Source organism: Limnohabitans sp. Rim8 (assembly GCF_945901735.1).
Classification (GTDB): Bacteria; Pseudomonadota; Gammaproteobacteria; order Burkholderiales; family Burkholderiaceae_C; genus Limnohabitans_A.
In genome coordinates this window covers 51,745-67,804 of sequence record NZ_CAMDLM010000007.1, presented here as the reverse complement: position 1 = coordinate 67,804, position 16,060 = coordinate 51,745, and the positions used below count along the sequence as shown (strand labels likewise).

The window sequence follows — 16,060 nt, the reverse complement described above, 5'->3', positions numbered from 1 at the left end:
GCATAACTTGCCTCCAAATCTGGTGCCATTGTGAGGGGTGTTGGGGCCAACAAGATGTCGCCATGGTCAGCGGTTTACAGGGAAAAACCCTGATGCACACAAGACAGGCCGCGGCACGCTGGAGCCCTTATATTGGCCACACAAAACATTTGGACGGGGGGACTTCATGGACTTTGACTACGTGATCGTGGGGGGTGGTTCGGCCGGGTGTGTGCTGGCCAGTCGCCTGAGCGAAGACCCTGCTGTGCAGGTGGCCCTGATCGAAGCTGGGCCACCCGACACCAGCGCGCTGATCCATTGCCCCGCGGGCATCGCGCTCATGGCGCGCACAGAAATCGTCTCCCAAGGCCTGAACACCGTGCCGCAACCCGGCTTGAACGGCCGCATCGGTTTTCAGCCGCGTGGCCGCACCTTGGGGGGCTCCAGCTCCACCAATGCGATGGCTTACATCCGTGGCCAACAGGCCGATTACGACCACTGGGCTGAGCAGGGTTGCGCGGGTTGGTCGTGGGCCGAGGTCTTGCCCTACTTTCTGAAGGCCGAGCACAACGAGCGCATCCACAACGGATGGCATGGCCAAAACGGCCCCTTGAACGTGGCCGATCTGCAAAGCCCCAATGCGTTCGCTAAACGCTTTGTCGAGGCGGGTGTGCAGGCGGGTTTGCCGCTCACCACCGACTTCAATGGCCCCACGCAAGAAGGTGTGGGCCTGTACCAAGTCACGCAGAAAGCGGGCGAGCGCTTCAGCGCGGCCAAGGCTTACCTCACGCCCCACTTGGGCCGCCCCAACTTGCACGTCATGACCGGCGTCACCGTGGACCGCATTGGCTTGGTCGATGGCGTGGCGCGGCAGGTGCACACCTTGCAGGGCCGCCAAGCGCAGACCCTGACCGCCCGACGCGAAATCATTTTGAGCGCAGGCGCTTTTCAATCGCCCGCCATCCTCATGCGCTCAGGCATTGGCCCCGCCGCGCATTTGCAAAGCCTGGGCATCGCAGTGCAGCGCGACTTGCCCGGCGTGGGCGAAAACCTGCACGACCACCCCGACGCGGTGCTGGTGGCCGATGCGCCGGGGCAAACCGATTTGATCGGGGTGTCACTGCGGGGTACATGGCAGACCTTGCAAGCCCTGTGGGCCTGGCGGCAGCATCGAACAGGGCCGCTCACCACCAATTTCGCAGAAGGCGGTGCCTTTTACAAAAGCCGACCTGACGAGGCGCACCCGGACATTCAGCTGCACTTTGTGGTGGCCAAACTGGTGGACCACGGCCGCCAATTGACCCTGGGCCACGGCTATTCACTGCACGTGTGTTTGCTGCAACCCGACAGCCGTGGCCGTGTACAACTGGCCGACCGCAACCCCCAAAGCGCGCCACTCATTGACCCGCAGTTTTTGAGCGATCCGCGTGACCTGCAGCGCTTGCGCGACGGTGTTCGCCAAGCCCAAAACATCCTGGCCCAGCCCGCCTTGGCCGCTTATGGCAAAGAGTGGGCAGCGTCTGCCGATGCGCGCAGCGACGAACAACTGGAGCACTGGATTCGCCAACACGCCGACACGGTCTACCACCCGGTGGGCACCTGCCGAATGGGCCAAGACGGCATGGCGGTGGTGGATACGAAACTGCGCGTGCACGGTGTGCCCGGCCTGCGCGTCGTCGACGCGTCGGTCATGCCGCGCATCGTGAGCGGCAACACCAATGCCCCGACGATCATGATCGCGGAGAAGGCGGCAGACTGGATTCGCGCGGGGCATTGAGGCTTTTCGCCAGGCAGCGTTTGGGTACGAAGCGGGTTTTTTTCGTTCTTTGCACTGGTACCTATGTGAAACGAGTTGGGTTCGTCGTCGTCAAGCCGCAAGTCGAGTGCCTGCTTCTTGATCACCTTTATATTCATCCAAGCACTCAAAGCAGAGGCATCGGTGCCGCTGTGCTCGCTGTTGTCATCGAACAAGCCAATGCCAAAGCTCTCCCCATACGCGTCGGGGCGTTGAGAGAGAGCGATTCAAATCGCTTCTATACGCGCCACGGTTTTGTCTTGGTAGAGCAAGGCGAGTTCGATAACTTCTACATTCGCGCTGGCAAAAATGCGCTCAAATCACTCGATCGAAGTGACGCTCACCGGCAAGCAACGCTGTCACTTTTTGCATAAAAGAGCTAGCCGTTTTGCGACATGGAGACAAGTTGGATTCGCCCGCACGTTGCAAGTATTGAAAAAAGTGCCCTGTACAGCAAGCATAAAATTGGCCGAGGTCGACGGCTGCAAACATCAATGCATGGAACTCGCATGTTCAAGTTCGAGTGGGATAAGCAAAAAGCGTAAAGCAAGTTGCTCAAGCATGGCGTGTCTTTTGACGAGGCTGTCAGCGTTTTTGGAGATGCATTGGCCTTGACTTTTTCGGACTCTGATCACTCAATGGACAAGGACCGTAGCCGAACTTAAGGAATCTCCAGCAAGGAGCGACTTTTGGTGGTTGTTCACACGGAGCGTCGCAACAGCATTCGAATCATCAGCGCAAGAAAGGCAACCCGATATGAAAAAGACATCTACAAAAATGGCTGATCTGGATATTCCTGAATTGAAGCGCGACCAATTGAGCAAGGGTGTTCGCGGCAAGCACCTCAAACATTTCGCGCAGGGCAGCAATGTCGTGGTGTTGCAGCCCGAAATTCTCAAGGCGTTTCCGACTTCTCAAGCCGTCAACAAGGCTTTGGCCAGCATGCTGGCTTTTGCTCACGAAACTCAAGTACTGTCTGTTCGTACAAAAACCACCACGCGCAAACGCTTGGCGGCTTCATGAACGAAATAGTGCAACATCCGTGCGTCGCGCACGCACAGAAGAGGTGGCACTTTATGAAGGCTAAAAAGTTCGATCAACAGTTCGATGATGGCGCCGATATCACGGCTTCTTTGGACGTGTCCAAAGGCAGGCGCGTGCTGCAGGCGCAGAAGCGGGTGAATGTGGATTTCCCAACATGGATGGTTGACTCGCTGGATCGCGAAGCCAGCAGACTGGGGGTGACGAGGCAGTCTGTGATCAAGGTCTGGCTGGCCGAGCGCCTTCAGGCGACGACGTCGCATGCGCCTTTACAACGGACAACTAAAGTTGCGACGCACCGCTGAAGTTTGCCTCTGCCGGCAATTCCTCCGGGGCACCCGCATCCCCGCCATCACTGCACACCGGCAAAAAACGCCCGAAGGCGCTTTGATAGAAGCTTCATGGCATCGCCAGGTATCCCCGTAGGGGCGATGTGGCAAAGCGAAGCGCCTCTGAGCCCCTGCGGGGATACCTGGCGATGCCTGCCCGACCAGAAGCAGATCACTTCTTCTTGGAAACCACCCGCACCATCTCCAGGCACTGCTTGGCGTAACCCCATTCGTTGTCGTACCAGGCCACGATCTTCACGAAGCGTTTGTCCAGCGCAATGCCGGCGGTCGCGTCGAACACGCTGGCACAAGGTTCGCCACGGAAGTCGGTGGAGACGACTTTTTCGTCGGTGTAACCCAGCACGCCTTTGAGCGCGCCTTCGCTTTGCGCTTTCATTTCGGCGCAGATCTCGGCGTAGCTGGCGTCACTGTTCAGCTCCACCGTCAGGTCGATCACCGACACATCCGACGTGGGCACGCGAAACGCCATGCCGGTGATCTTGCCCTTGATCTCGGGGATCACCACGCCCACGGCCTTGGCCGCGCCGGTGCTGCTGGGGATGATGTTTTCGAGGATGCCGCGGCCACCGCGCCAGTCTTTGCGAGACGAGCTGTCCACCGTCATCTGGCTGGCAGTCGCAGCGTGCACGGTGGTCATCAGGCCGCGCTTGATGCCCCATTTGTCGTTCAGCACTTTCACCACGGGGGCCAGGCAGTTGGTGGTGCATGAGGCATTCGACACGATGGCTTCGCCTGCGTACTTTTTGTGGTTCACGCCATAGACGAACATGGGGATGCTGTCTTTGGAAGGGGCCGAGATCACCACCTTTTTGGCGCCGGCGGCAAGGTGCATTTGGCTGGTGGGCTCGGTCAGGTAATGGCCCGTGCATTCCAGTACGGTGTCTACGCCCATGGCGCCCCACTGCAGGTTGTGGGCGTCGCGCTCGTGCGAGAGCTTGATCTTCTTGCCGTTGACGATCAATGTGTCTTCGGTGAAGTCCACCGTGCCATCAAAGCGGCCATGCACGCTGTCGAACTTGAGCATGTAGGCCAGGTAGTCGGCGGGCTTGGGGTCGTTGATGCCCAGAATTTGGATGTCATTGAAACCGTGCTTGAGGGCGGCGCGCAGCGCCAAGCGGCCGATGCGGCCGAATCCGTTGATGCCCAGCTTGATGGTCATATGAATGCCTCAAAAAAAAGTTACGAATCGGTGACGTAACCGGATTGGAAACCAAGTCCCTTGCTTGGGCCTGATCCCTGAACGCGACTTCAGCGATGGGTCAAACCCATGGCGCTGAAGGGGTTCATCCGGCGGGCCTGATCAGGCCTTGAGCAGCGCAGCGTGGACCGTGTCGGCCACGTTTTCGGCGGTGAAACCAAAGTGTTTGAACAGCACAGGCGCTGGGGCCGACTCGCCGTAGGTGTCGATGCCGACCACCGCGGCGCAGCCGTATTTCCACCAGCCGTCGGTGCTACCCATCTCGACCGCCACGCGGGGCAGGCCTTTAGGCAGCACGCTTTGCTTGTAGTCGGTGTCCTGGCGGTCAAACACGTTGGTGCTGGGCATGGAGACCACGCGCACCCCGATCTTGCGCTGTGCCAGCAGCTTTTGCGCTGCCATGGCCAGTTGCACTTCAGAGCCGGTGGCGATGATCACGCCGTGGGTCTTTTTGATGCCCACGTGTTCGGGCTCGGACAGCACATAGGCGCCGCGGCTGATGTCGCCCAGATCGCTCTTGGGCGAGTAGGCCAGGTTTTGGCGACTGAGCAGCAGGGCCGAAGGGCGGTGGGCGTTTTGCAGGGCCACGGCCCAGGCCACGGTGGTTTCGGCCGTATCGGCCGGACGCCACACGTCCAGACCGGGGATCAGGCGCAGGCTGGCGGCGTGTTCGATGGACTGGTGGGTCGGGCCGTCTTCGCCCAAGCCGATGGAGTCGTGGGTGAAGACGTGGATCACGCGCTGCTTCATCAGCGCGGCCATGCGGATGGCGTTGCGCGAGTAGTCAGAGAAGGTGAGGAAGGTGCCGCCGTAGGGGATGTAACCACCATGCAGGGCCACGCCGTTCATGATGGCGGCCATGCCGAATTCGCGCACGCCGTAGTTGATGTGGCGGCCGATTTTGGAGGCCCCTTCGGTAGCCGCGCCGTCAGCTGTCTTGACCACGTCACCGGCCAGGTCCACGCGGAAAGCAGGCGTGCTCTTGGTGTTGGTGAGGTTAGAGCCCGTGAGGTCGGCCGAGCCGCCCAGCATTTCGGGCAAGGCAGCGGTGAAGGCTTCGAGTGCCAGCTGGCTGGCCTTGCGGCTGGCCATGGTTTCGCCCTTGGTGTGGGCAGCCACCACGGCGTCAAACGCCACTTGGTTGAAGTTCTTGGGCAAGTCGCCCTTCATGCGGCGCACGAATTCTTTGGCCAGCGCGGGGTGGGCGGCTTTGTAGGCGGCAAACTGGGTGTTCCACTCGGCTTCGCGGGCCTTGCCCGCCACTTTGGCGTCCCAATCGGCATAGACCGCTTTGGGAATCTTGAAAGGCTCGGCCGTCCAGCCCAAGGCTTCGCGGGTCAGCTTGATTTCTTCAGCGCCCAGCGGCTCGCCGTGGGCTTTGGAGGTGCCCGCACGGTTGGGCGAGCCCTTGCCGATGGCTGTTTTGCAAACGATCAGGGTGGGCTTGTCGGCACTGTGGCGGGCAGCGGCAATCGCGGCCGATACGGCAGCGGCGTCATGGCCGTCCACCGCGTCGATCACGTTCCACCCGCAGGCGGCAAAGCGCTGGGGCGTGTTGTCGATGAACCACGGAGCAACTTGGCCGTCGATCGAGATGCCGTTGTCGTCGTACAGGGCGATCAGTTTGTTCAGCTTCCAGGCACCGGCCAGGGCCACGGCTTCGTGGCTGATGCCTTCCATCAGGCAGCCGTCACCCAGGAAAACGTAGGTGTGGTGATGGACGATTTTGTGGCCGTCTTGGTTGAACTCAGCCGCCATCATCTTCTCGGCCAGCGCCATGCCCACCGCGTTGGTGATGCCTTGGCCCAGCGGGCCGGTGGTGGTTTCCACGCCGGGCGTCACGCCCACTTCGGGGTGGCCCGCGGTTTTGCTGTGCAGGGTGCGGAAGTTCTTGAGTTCTTCGATCGGCAGTTTGTAGCCGGTCAGGTGCAGCACCGAATAGATCAGCATCGAGCCGTGGCCGTTGGACAGCACAAAGCGGTCGCGGTTGGCCCAATGGGGGTTTTTGGGGTTGTGTTGCAGGTGATCGCCCCACAGCGCTACGGCCATGTCGGCCATGCCCATGGGGGCGCCGGGGTGACCCGAGTTGGCTTGTTGAACAGCGTCCATTGCGAGGGCGCGGATGGCGTTTGCCATTTGTTGTTGATTGGCCATGGGGTCAGCTCCGGGGAAGTATTCTGGTAAACCCGGCATTTTAGCGGTTGTCAGGTCCTCAGACGCGACACGCCGGCAGTCTGTCGGCAGTCCTTGCCAAGGAAGTGCATGCCCTCGCCATCCAGCCCTGATGGCGGCCGCCTCTCAGGCAGAACGGCCCGCGCCCTTGGAAAGCCGCTGTCAGCCCTGGGCCACCGACAAAGCCAGCACCAGATCGGCCCAGGCTTTGGCTTTGTCGGCGGGGTTGCGCAGCAAGCTCGACGGCGGGTAAGTCACCACCACCGGCACGCCCTGAAAGTCGTGCAAACGACCGCGCAATTTGCCCATGGGCTCGGTGCTGCCCAACAGGCTTTGGATGGCAAAACGGCCCATGGCCAAAATCACCCGGGGCTGCGCCAGCGCGACCTGGCGCGACATATAGCCGGCGCAAGTGGCCAGCTCGGCGGTTTCGGGGTTGCGCCCGTTCAGGGGGCGGCATTTGACAGCGTGGGTCAGACAGGCCTCGGGCACGTCCGCGCTGGCAGTGGCGTTGGCACTGCCGACAGGGCCCTGGCGGCGCACGCCGACGGCCTTGAGCATGTTGTCCAGCAGCACGCCTTCTGGCCCGGTGAACGGCTGGCCCTGCTGATCGTCTGCCTCTGAAGGCAAGTCGCCCACCACCATCCAGCGGGCTGTGCCCTGGCCCGAACCCAGAATCGGCGTTGGGCGTGCAGCGCACAGGGCGCACGACTGGCAGGATTGAACAGCCGTGAGCAGCTCGGCCCAACCCATGCTGGACAAACTTTCGGGCAAAGGCGCAAACACTTGGCTCTGGGCCTGCGCCTGGGGGGGCACGGGTGCCACAGGCCCACGGGTTGCCGAGCGGGTGGCTGGTGCTTGAACAGGCACAGCGGGCGTTGCAGGTGGTAAGAGATGCACCGGGCTTGCAGCCCCAGCGGCGCCAGACACGCCAGTCGTTGGCACCACGCTCACTGTCGTCATGGCGGGTGCATCGCCCGCCACCGCTTGGGGCTCGGCGGCGCTGCGCTGAGGCCACCACACGCGCACGCCCATCTCGGCCAGCATGGCGCGTTGGCGGTCGTCCAGGTCGAATTGGGTGGGGTCGCTCATGTTGGGGCTCACAGTTTCAAACTCATCACCACCGCGTGCTCTCGCTGCAAGCGGCCTGCGGGATAGTAATCCTTGCGGATGCTGACCTGCTTGAAGCCGTAGAGCGCATACACCTGCAGCGCACGCAGGTTGGTTTGGCGCACCTCCAGCCAGAGCCATTGCGCGCCTGCGTGGCGTGACACGAGCGACAAGGCGTCCAGCATCATGTGGCCCCAGCCCTGGCCTTGGTGCGCCGGGGCGACCGTGATGTTGAGCAAGTGCATTTCTTCCACACCGTGCATGGCCAAAAAGTAACCCAGCAATTCACCGTCCAGCCACAGGCATTGGGCCTCGAACAGGGGGTTGAGCGAGTCGCGGAAATTGCCCCGCGTCCAGGGGTGGCTGTAGGCGGTTTGCTCGATGGCGATCACCGCGTCCAGATCGTCCTGCGTCATGGGCGCCAGCGTGACGCGGTTGCGCGTGGCCTCCGAGGGCTGGGTGCTGTCCTGCGCTGGTGTGGGCTTCATGTTCAGGCTCATGGCTGCGCTGCGGCCTTGGTCAAAGCAGTCTGGGCCTGCAGGGCTTGCGCTTTCATGGCCTCACGTTCGGCCGTGGTGTTGGCCACTTTGTCGCGGATGTACAGCGGCATGGCCTGCTCGGCCGGCACGGCCAGGCCCTGCGCCCACAAGGCGGGGGCCAGGCGCAGCAAAGCAGCGGCGGTGGGCAGGGCCTCGCAGCGCAAGCCACCCGTTGCCACTCGGGGCAGTCGGTCGCCATATGCGGTAAAGGCGTTGCCCGCCTGCAGCACCGTGCGGTCATCGGGCAGGTGCAATTGTTCGGGGGCACTCACTTGCAAGGGCGCAGCTTCATGCCAACGGCCATGGCTTGCCCCCGGCAAAGGCTCCCAGCGGTAAGCGGCGCTGTACACCTCGTCCATGCGGGCGTCGAGCAGCGCCAGCACAGTCAACTCGGCATCGGGCGTGATGACCCCCGCTTGCACTTGCGCCCAGCGCGCCTCTTCGGCCACTGCAAGCAAAGTATCGACCGGCAACACCGGCACATCGGCCCCAAAGGCCAGGCCTTGCGCCACGGCGCAAGCGGTGCGCAAACCGGTAAACGACCCCGGCCCCCGACCGAAAACGATGGCATCGAGCGAAGCCAGCGGCATGTCGGCCTCGGCCAGCAGGGCCAGCACCGCCGGGATCAAACCGCTCGAAGCCTGCGCACCGCCGGGCAGGGTTTGGGTCCAGACCTGCTCGCCACGGGCCACGGCCAACGACAGCACATCGGTGCTGGTGTCAAAGGCCAGCCAGCGGCGCTCGGGGCTGGCGCTCATGGCTGGCCTCCAGTTGGGGGCGAAGTGGGCGCAACCGCAGGTTTTTTGGCCTGCCGCACGCCAAACAAAATACCACTGGTCACCAGCGCCAGCCCGGCCAGCAAATTCCAGTGCAGGGGCTCGCCCAGAAACCACACCGCCCCCAGCGCCGACAAGCCCGGCACCAAGGCCGTGATCATGGTCGAGCGCACCGGGCCGTAGTGGCGCACCATCTGCGTGAAGGTGATGCCCGAAATCACCACCGAGCCCACGCCCTGGAACACCGCTTGGAACAAAATTTCGGACCACGGGGCTTGGTGCAGCTGCGTGGGCAAAACCTGCAAGGCCGCCAGCAAGGCAAACAAGGGCACAAAGCAGACAAAGGCAAACGCGGTGATGGCCATGGTGGCCCGCACCGCGTCAAAGCCCTGGCTGCGCACCAACACGCTGTAGCTGGACCAGCACAGGGCCGCCGCCATGAACAGCAGGTCGCCCTTCCAGACCTCGCCGCCATCAAAGGCCATGAGCAAGCTCGCGCCACCCACCAGCACGTCGCCCAGCACGATGAAGCCCAGCCCCACGGCACGGGCGGCAGCCACTTTTTCGCGCAAGAACAGCCAGGCCAGCAAGGTGGTCCACAAGGGCAGGCTGCCCGGCATGAGCACCGAGGCGTGCGTGGCGGGTGCATACACAAAACCGGTGTAGGCCAAGATGGCGTACAAAAAGCCGCCCAAAAACCCGGTTTGCACTGTTTGCCGCAAAGGCAGGGGCGACAGGCCCCACAAAGAACCCACTTGTGCACCGGCCTGGCGTGCCGGACGCATCAGCCACCAAGCCCAGGGCAACAAGATGGCGCTGGCCCCCAGAATGCGGGCCAGCGCGATGTCCATGGGCAGCAATCCCCGAGACGCTGAGGCCCGCGCAATGACAATGAAACCCGTCCAGATGAGCACCGTGACGACCGCCGAAGCCAGGCCCACGGTTTTTGAAGAAAATCGCATGGTCCGAATCATACGGGGCCGCTGCACAGGCGCGAGCGGTGCCCCCTTTTGACGACCCCGCAGGCCTGCGTGTCCCTCGTGGTCCCCGTTAGACTCGCTCGATGACTCGCTCCCGCACCCAGCGCCGATTTTTGTTCCCCTTGGCCCACGCTGCCTTTGCTGCCTGTACTGCCTTGGCGCTGAGTACCGCCTTGCTCTGGCCTGCCCATGCGCAAAGTACCGCTCAATCCTCGTTGCCCCGGTCCGTCCTGCAAACCCTGAACCAAGCTCAAGTTCCCGCTTCGGCTTTCAGCGTGCTCATCGCCCCTCTGCCGAATAGCGCTCCAACCAACAGCGCCTTGCCACGGCACTTGTCGCACCACGCCCAAGCCAGCGTCAACCCCGCCTCGGTCATGAAGCTGTTCACCACCTACGCCGGCTTGAGCCTGTTGGGGCCCGACCACGTCTGGCGCAACCGGGTGTACACCGACGGCCCCGTGCGCGATGGCGTGCTGCAGGGCAACCTGGTCGTGCGCGGCAGCGGCGACCCCAAGCTGGTGGTCGAGCGCCTGCAAGAACTGCTGACGCAGGTTCGGGCGGCGGGCGTACGCGAGGTGCGTGGCGACATCGTGCTCGACCGCAGCGTGTTCGACGTGCGCGAACGCAGCGAGCCCTTTGACGACGAACCGCTGCGGCCCTACAACGTGGGGCCGGACGGGCTGCTGCTCAACTTCAAGGCGGTGGTCTACAAGTTCACCCCCGATGCCGCCAGCGGCCAGGTGAAGGTGCGCTTTGAGCCGCCTCTGGCCGGCTTTTCTGCCCCCACGCAACTGCCGCTCAGCCAGGCCCCGTGCAGCGACTGGCGTCGCCAACTGCAGGCCGACTTCAGCCAGCCCCAGCAAGTGCGCTTTGCGGGCCGCTACCCGGCCAGCTGCGGCGAGCGCGAATGGCCCGTGGCCTACCCCGAGCCCGAAGCCTATGCGCCGCGCGTCATGCAAGCCCTGTGGCAAGGCGCAGGCGGACAGCTCACCGGACAGGTGCGCTATGGCGTACGCCCGGCATCGGCCAAGCTGCTGCTGGAAGTGCCCTCTTTGCCTTTGTCAGAGATCATCCAAGACATCAACAAATTTTCGAACAACGTGATGGCGCAGCAGCTGTACCTGACGCTGTCAAGCGAGCTGGGCGCACCCGGGCGCTTTGAGGCTTCGCGCCTGCGCCTGTCGCAGTGGTGGCGTCAAGGCTTTGCCGGACACGACGAGCCGGTGCTGGACAACGGCTCGGGCTTGTCGCGCAGCGAGCGCAGCACGGCGCAGGCCCTCACCGCCTTGCTGCAGGCCGCGCACGCCAGCCCACACGCCCGCTATTTTGTGGACTCGCTGGCCATTGCTGGGGTGGACGGCACCGCCGCTCGCCTGAAAGACCGCCACCCGCAGTCGCCGGTGATCGGCAACGCCTGGCTCAAAACCGGCTCGTTGCGCGATGTGGCCTCGGTGGCCGGTTATGTGCAGGGCCAAAGCGGCCAGCGCTACACCCTGGTGGCCGTGCTGCACCACCCCAACGCCCAGCAGGCGCGGGCCGTGCTGGACCAGTTGCTGGAATGGACCGTGCGCGACACCGCCTCACCGCCCAAAGCACAACCATCGGATCGCATCAACCATGGACCGCTTCGTTCCTCGCGATGACAGCTGTTTTGTCACTGCGATGCCGGCGTCACAATCCATGAGCGCCCAAAGCCACTTCCTCAAATAACACCATGAACCTCATCGACTGGGTCGGCTCTGTGGCCGCCTTCCTGACCACCGCCAGCTTCATCCCCCAAGCCTGGCATACCTTTCGCACCCGCGATGTGAGCGGCATCTCGCTGGGCATGTACAGCCTGTTCACTGCTGGGGTGGCGCTGTGGCTGGTCTACGGCATCTTGATGGAGGCTTGGCCCATCATCATCGCCAACATCATCACCACCAGCCTGGCGCTGATGATTTTGATAATGAAGTTCCGATACCGCTGATTTTTTTTACTTTCATCAGAAATTAATGACAAATCGGTGAATACCCCATGGTTTGAATCGTTTCACTCGACTAAAGTGAAAAAAGAACGATTGTTCTTTTTTAATCCAATGGAGACACACCATGAAAACATTGAAGTACGGCATCCCGATGCTCGGCGCAGCCCTCTTGGCTGCTTGCGGCGGCAATGACACGCCCCACGGTGCCTTGATCGATACCCCGGTCTTGCTGGCCACCCTGACCAAAGCACAGTTCGACGGTAGCCCACTTGCGGGCTTGAGTGGCAAAGCCAAATGTGACGTCAAGGTCGTTTCCCTCAACTACGTGACACCCGGCGTCCAGGGAGAGAATTCCAACGCCTCAGGCGTTTTGTTGTTGCCCTCGGGAGCCGATTGCACTGCCGCTGCGCCTTTGGTGGCTTATGCCAAAGGCACCGATGTCGAAAAACCCCGCACATTGGCTAACCCTGCTGATGGCGAAACTTTATTACTGGCGGCCATGTACGCCAGTCAGGGCTATGCCGTGGTGGCCACCGACTACCTGGGGTTCGCCAAGTCCAAGTACAGCTTCCACCCCTATCTGCACGCAGACTCTGAAGCCACATCGGTCATCGACTCGATCCGTGCCGCACGCAACGCCGTGTCATCACAAGGGTCCAGCCTGAATGGCAAGGTCATGTTGACCGGCTACTCTCAAGGGGGCCACGCTTCCATGGCAGCTCACCGTGCGATTGAAAAGAACTTGTCTAACGAGATCAACGTGGTGGCTGGCGCACACTTGGCTGGACCGTACAACCTGTCGGGCTCAATGAAACTCACAGAGGCCATTGCGGGTTACCAGTTCTTTGTGCCCTACCTGGTCACAGCTTGGCAGAAGATTTATGGCAATTTGTACAGCGATGTCAAAAACGCCTTCAAAGCGCCTTATGCAGACGGCATTGAGTCTTTGCTGCCCAGCCCCACTTTGAACTACACCACACTGGTCACCAGCGGTAAGTTGCCTGGCATCAACGGCGAAACACCCAACCAAGCACGCGATGCCTTGTTCCAGCCGGCGTTCAGCAGCGACATTTTGACCAACGCCAACAACGCCACATTCCTGGCCGCCAAAAAGAATGACTTGCTGGACTGGACGCCCAAATCGCAACTCATGCTGTGCGGCGGTAGTGGGGATCCCACGGTGCCACCTGCTGTGCACCAAGCCGTCATGAAAAAAGCTTTTGACGACAAAGGCTTGAAAAACGTGACTTCCGTGGATGTGGATCCTTATATTGCGGCCACTTATGGCCCAGTCACGCCAGCCAATGCCGCGACTTACTACGCCAAATACCATGGCGAATATGAACCACCGTTCTGCCACGCTCAAGCCAAAGGCTTGTTCGACTTAGTGAAGTAAACGGCCAAGCCTCCAACAACAAGGCCCGCACATTGCGGGCCTTGTTGTTTTGAAAAGGACAAAAGCCTCAAGCCGCAGCCCGCTGCAATCGGTCGCGCACGCCTTCCCACTCGGGTGTGTCGGGGGGCAGCTGCACCCAAATTTGCGTCACACCACGCGCGTCCAGATCGCGCAAAACGCTGAACAGATCGTGCGCAGCCTGCTCGGCCGAAGCGGCTTGCATGCGCCACAAGACGCCAGCACCGTCATCAGGCCGCTCGGCTGACCAGACACCCAGGTTGTTGGCATGCGGCCCCAAAGCTTGCAACTTATGGGCAATGTCATCGCCGGACATGAGCCGCACTTTGGCGCGCGGCGCATAGTGCGATTCGAGCGTCCCCGAGGCGCGGGGGGCGGCTTGGGTCAGCGCGTCCTTGTCCAGCACGGTGCGACCACAAGCTGCGTCAATTTGCCCCCGCGTGATCTGCCCCGGACGCAGCAGCACGGGCTCGCCGCGTGTGCAGTCAACGATGGTGGACTCGATGCCCACTGCGCACTCGCCACCGTCCAAAATCAACAGCTCAGGGCCCAGCTCGGACTGCACGTGCGCCGCCGTGGTGGGGCTCACGCGGCCAAAGCGGTTGGCGCTGGGGGCCGACACGCCCAGCACGCCCAGCGCCAGGCCCTCTTGGAGGATGGCCTGCGCCACCGGGTGTGAAGGGCAGCGCAAACCGATCGAGTCTTGCCCCCCGGCCGAAGCCGTGGCCACGCCGCTCAGGCGCGGCAAAATCAAGGTGAGCGGGCCAGGCCAAAAAGCTTGCATGAGCTTTTGCGCAAACTCGGGCACTTGCGACGCAAACAAGGGCACCTGCTCCACACCGGCCACATGCACGATCAGCGGGTGGTCGGCCGGGCGGCCCTTGGCCAAGAAGATTTTCGCCACGGCCGCGTCGTCGGTGGCATTGGCGGCCAGGCCATACACCGTCTCGGTGGGCAAGCCGACCAACTGACCGTCTCGCAAAGCTTGTGCAGCCTGCGCGATGGCCGTGTCCGAGGCACTCAGGATCATGGCGGTCTTTAAAACGCTTCAATGCCCAGCAAAGCGGCTGCTTGCAAGGCGGTGGCGCGCACGGCCTCAGGCGTGGCACCCGTGATGTTCAGGTGGCCCATCTTGCGGCCTGGGCGGGCCGAGAGCTTGCCATACAGGTGCAAGTGCGTGCCGGGCAGCGCCAGCACTTGTTGCCAAGCGGGGGTGGTTGGGCCTTTGCCCGAAGGCATCACTTCGGGCCACAGATCGCCCAGCAAATTGAGCATGATGGCCGGCGAGTGTTGGCGCGGCTGCTTGAGTGGCAAACCCGCCAGCGTGCGCACCTGCAGCTCGAACTGCGACTGGTCGCAGGCGTTCATGGTGTAGTGGCCGCTGTTGTGCGGGCGGGGGGCCATCTCATTGACGACCAGCTGACCACTTTCGAGGATGAAAAACTCCACACAGAGTACGCCCACGTAGTGGATGCCTTCGGCAATCGCACGGGTGGCGGCCACGGCTTGCGCCGCCACATCGGCTGACACCGCGCCTTCGTACACGCAGGTCACGGCCAAAATGCCGTCGCGGTGCAGATTCGATTGCACCGGAAAATTCACCATCTGCCCATCGGCTCCACGGGCTACGATGACCGAGCACTCGGCCTGCAGCGGCAGCATTTTTTCCAGCACACAAGGCACGTTTTTCAGCTGGTCCCAGGCGGAGGTCAGATCTTCGCGGGTCTTGACGCGGATCTGACCTTTGCCGTCATAACCCATGCGGTTGGTCTTCAAAATACCGGGCAGCAACTCTTCGCTCACGGTGGCCAGCTGCGCAGGGTTCCCAATGAGGGCGTGCGGCGCGACCGGCACGCCGCAGCGCACAAAGTGGGCTTTTTCGGCGGCGCGGTCTTGCGCAATCGCCACCGACTCGGACGCCGGAGCCACCGGGCGGTGAGCGCCCAGCGTCACCAGCGCTGGTGCGGGCACGTTTTCAAATTCGGTGGTGATGGCGGCGCAGCGCTGCATCAGCTGCGCCAGGCCCTGCTCGTCCAGGTAGTCGGTCTGGATGTGGTGGTGGCTGACCAAGCCAGCGGGGCTGGCGGCATCGGGATCAAGCACCGCGGTGAAGTAGCCCATGGCCTGCGCCGCCTGCACAAACATGCGGCCCAACTGGCCACCGCCCATCACGCCCAGCGTGGCCATCTGGCCATTGACCATGGCGCCCGGCAAAATGGCGCGGCTCATGCGGCACCTGTTGCTGAAGCGGGCGGCAGTGTCATGGCGCGGGCCATGGCGGTTTGTTCAGCGCGGAAAGCTTCAAGCTTTTGGCGCAGGGCCGGGTCCTTGTTGGCCAGCATGGCCACGGCAAACAAGGCCGCATTGGCCGCACCGGCTGCGCCAATGGCAAAGGTGGCCACCGGCACGCCCTTGGGCATTTGCACGATGCTGTGCAGCGAATCCACGCCCGACAGGGCCTGGGTCTGCACCGGCACACCCAGCACCGGCACCACGGTTTTGGCCGCGAGCATGCCGGGCAGGTGGGCTGCGCCGCCAGCGCCCGCGATGATGGCTTGCAAGCCGCGCGCAGCGGCGGTCTCTGCATAAGTGAACATATCGTCCGGCATTCTGTGGGCCGAAACCACGCGGGCATCGTGAGGGATGCCAAACTGTTGGAGAATCTGGACTGCGTGCTGCATGGTGTCCCAGTCGGAGCTGGAACCCATGACGACGCCGATGAGCGCTTGAGTCATTGGGT

At 62.5% G+C, this 16,060-nt stretch carries 17 protein-coding genes; 8 read left to right on the top strand and 9 right to left on the bottom strand.

Translation table 11 applies throughout. The annotated features are described in order from the left end of the window. The first annotated feature begins 166 nt into the window (after window positions 1-166). The 5 genes from Q0O99_RS05185 to Q0O99_RS05165 all read left to right on the top strand — a co-directional run bounded on the left by Q0O99_RS05185 (window position 167) and on the right by Q0O99_RS05165 (window position 3,120). Complete coding sequence (locus tag Q0O99_RS05185) at window positions 167-1,756, top strand: GMC family oxidoreductase (protein ID WP_293749260.1); 1,590 nt, start codon at window positions 167-169, stop codon at window positions 1,754-1,756. Beyond that, window positions 1,753-2,148: a GNAT family N-acetyltransferase gene (locus Q0O99_RS05180; RefSeq protein WP_293749258.1), complete on the top strand. Its 396-nt coding sequence runs from the start codon at window positions 1,753-1,755 to the stop codon at window positions 2,146-2,148. Before Q0O99_RS05185 ends, Q0O99_RS05180 begins: the two co-directional genes overlap by 4 nt. Window positions 2,149-2,466: 318 nt before the next feature. Then, entirely contained in the window at window positions 2,467-2,559 is a 93-nt protein-coding gene (locus Q0O99_RS05175; RefSeq protein ID WP_293749374.1) for a BrnT family toxin, read from the top strand. Beyond that, window positions 2,531-2,797, top strand: coding sequence for a hypothetical protein (locus tag Q0O99_RS05170; protein ID WP_293749377.1), 267 nt, complete (start codon window positions 2,531-2,533; stop codon window positions 2,795-2,797). Before Q0O99_RS05175 ends, Q0O99_RS05170 begins: the two co-directional genes overlap by 29 nt. Further along, on the top strand, window positions 2,794-3,120 hold the full coding sequence (locus Q0O99_RS05165) for a CopG family transcriptional regulator (RefSeq protein WP_293749256.1): 327 nt from the start codon (window positions 2,794-2,796) through the stop codon (window positions 3,118-3,120). The genes Q0O99_RS05170 and Q0O99_RS05165 overlap by 4 nt, the downstream gene beginning before the upstream one ends. Before the next feature lie 196 nt (window positions 3,121-3,316). On the opposite strand, the gene gap is transcribed toward Q0O99_RS05165, so the two are convergent. The 6 genes from gap to Q0O99_RS05135 form a co-directional block, all read right to left on the bottom strand. Continuing rightward, window positions 3,317-4,324 carry a type I glyceraldehyde-3-phosphate dehydrogenase gene (gene gap / locus Q0O99_RS05160; protein ID WP_293749254.1) on the bottom strand — a complete coding sequence of 336 codons (1,008 nt, stop codon included), beginning with the start codon at window positions 4,322-4,324 and terminating at the stop codon, window positions 3,317-3,319. A 141-nt stretch (window positions 4,325-4,465) separates the two neighbouring features. Then, on the bottom strand, window positions 4,466-6,517 hold the full coding sequence (tkt, locus tag Q0O99_RS05155) for a transketolase (protein WP_293749252.1): 2,052 nt from the start codon (window positions 6,515-6,517) through the stop codon (window positions 4,466-4,468). A gap of 180 nt (window positions 6,518-6,697) precedes the next feature. Continuing rightward, a complete protein-coding gene (locus tag Q0O99_RS05150) occupies window positions 6,698-7,627 on the bottom strand; it encodes a uracil-DNA glycosylase family protein (protein ID WP_293749250.1) in 930 nt (309 codons plus the stop codon). An 8-nt stretch (window positions 7,628-7,635) separates the two neighbouring features. Further along, on the bottom strand, window positions 7,636-8,145 hold the full coding sequence (rimI, locus tag Q0O99_RS05145; protein WP_293749248.1) for a ribosomal protein S18-alanine N-acetyltransferase: 510 nt from the start codon (window positions 8,143-8,145) through the stop codon (window positions 7,636-7,638). After that, a complete protein-coding gene (gene tsaB, locus Q0O99_RS05140) occupies window positions 8,142-8,942 on the bottom strand; it encodes a tRNA (adenosine(37)-N6)-threonylcarbamoyltransferase complex dimerization subunit type 1 TsaB (protein WP_293749246.1) in 801 nt (266 codons plus the stop codon). Before tsaB ends, rimI begins: the two co-directional genes overlap by 4 nt. Then, on the bottom strand, window positions 8,939-9,922 hold the full coding sequence (locus tag Q0O99_RS05135) for a DMT family transporter (protein WP_293749244.1): 984 nt from the start codon (window positions 9,920-9,922) through the stop codon (window positions 8,939-8,941). The genes tsaB and Q0O99_RS05135 overlap by 4 nt, the downstream gene beginning before the upstream one ends. Window positions 9,923-10,023: 101 nt before the next feature. On the opposite strand from Q0O99_RS05135, the gene dacB reads away from it, so the two are divergent. The 3 genes from dacB to Q0O99_RS05120 all read left to right on the top strand — a co-directional run bounded on the left by dacB (window position 10,024) and on the right by Q0O99_RS05120 (window position 13,302). Further along, the gene (gene dacB / locus Q0O99_RS05130) at window positions 10,024-11,583 is read left to right on the top strand and encodes a D-alanyl-D-alanine carboxypeptidase/D-alanyl-D-alanine-endopeptidase (RefSeq protein ID WP_293749242.1); all 1,560 of its coding nucleotides are present in this window, start codon (window positions 10,024-10,026) and stop codon (window positions 11,581-11,583) included. Between the two features lie 71 nt (window positions 11,584-11,654). Beyond that, complete coding sequence (locus tag Q0O99_RS05125; RefSeq protein WP_293749240.1) at window positions 11,655-11,909, top strand: SemiSWEET family sugar transporter; 255 nt, start codon at window positions 11,655-11,657, stop codon at window positions 11,907-11,909. Window positions 11,910-12,030: 121 nt separating this feature from the next. After that, the gene (locus Q0O99_RS05120) at window positions 12,031-13,302 is read left to right on the top strand and encodes a lipase family protein (protein ID WP_293749238.1); all 1,272 of its coding nucleotides are present in this window, start codon (window positions 12,031-12,033) and stop codon (window positions 13,300-13,302) included. A 67-nt stretch (window positions 13,303-13,369) separates the two neighbouring features. Here the strand turns inward: Q0O99_RS05120 and Q0O99_RS05115 are convergent, their stop codons facing one another. Genes Q0O99_RS05115 through purE form a run of 3 tightly spaced genes read right to left on the bottom strand, consistent with a single transcriptional unit; the run spans window position 13,370 to window position 16,055 of the window. Continuing rightward, window positions 13,370-14,350: an L-threonylcarbamoyladenylate synthase gene (locus Q0O99_RS05115; RefSeq protein ID WP_293749236.1), complete on the bottom strand. Its 981-nt coding sequence runs from the start codon at window positions 14,348-14,350 to the stop codon at window positions 13,370-13,372. A gap of 8 nt (window positions 14,351-14,358) precedes the next feature. Then, window positions 14,359-15,549 (bottom strand): 5-(carboxyamino)imidazole ribonucleotide synthase, encoded by a 1,191-nt coding sequence (locus tag Q0O99_RS05110; RefSeq protein ID WP_293749234.1) that lies wholly within the window; start codon window positions 15,547-15,549, stop codon window positions 14,359-14,361. Further along, window positions 15,546-16,055, bottom strand: coding sequence for a 5-(carboxyamino)imidazole ribonucleotide mutase (gene purE / locus Q0O99_RS05105; protein ID WP_293749232.1), 510 nt, complete (start codon window positions 16,053-16,055; stop codon window positions 15,546-15,548). The genes Q0O99_RS05110 and purE overlap by 4 nt, the downstream gene beginning before the upstream one ends. Window positions 16,056-16,060 lie beyond the last annotated feature (5 nt).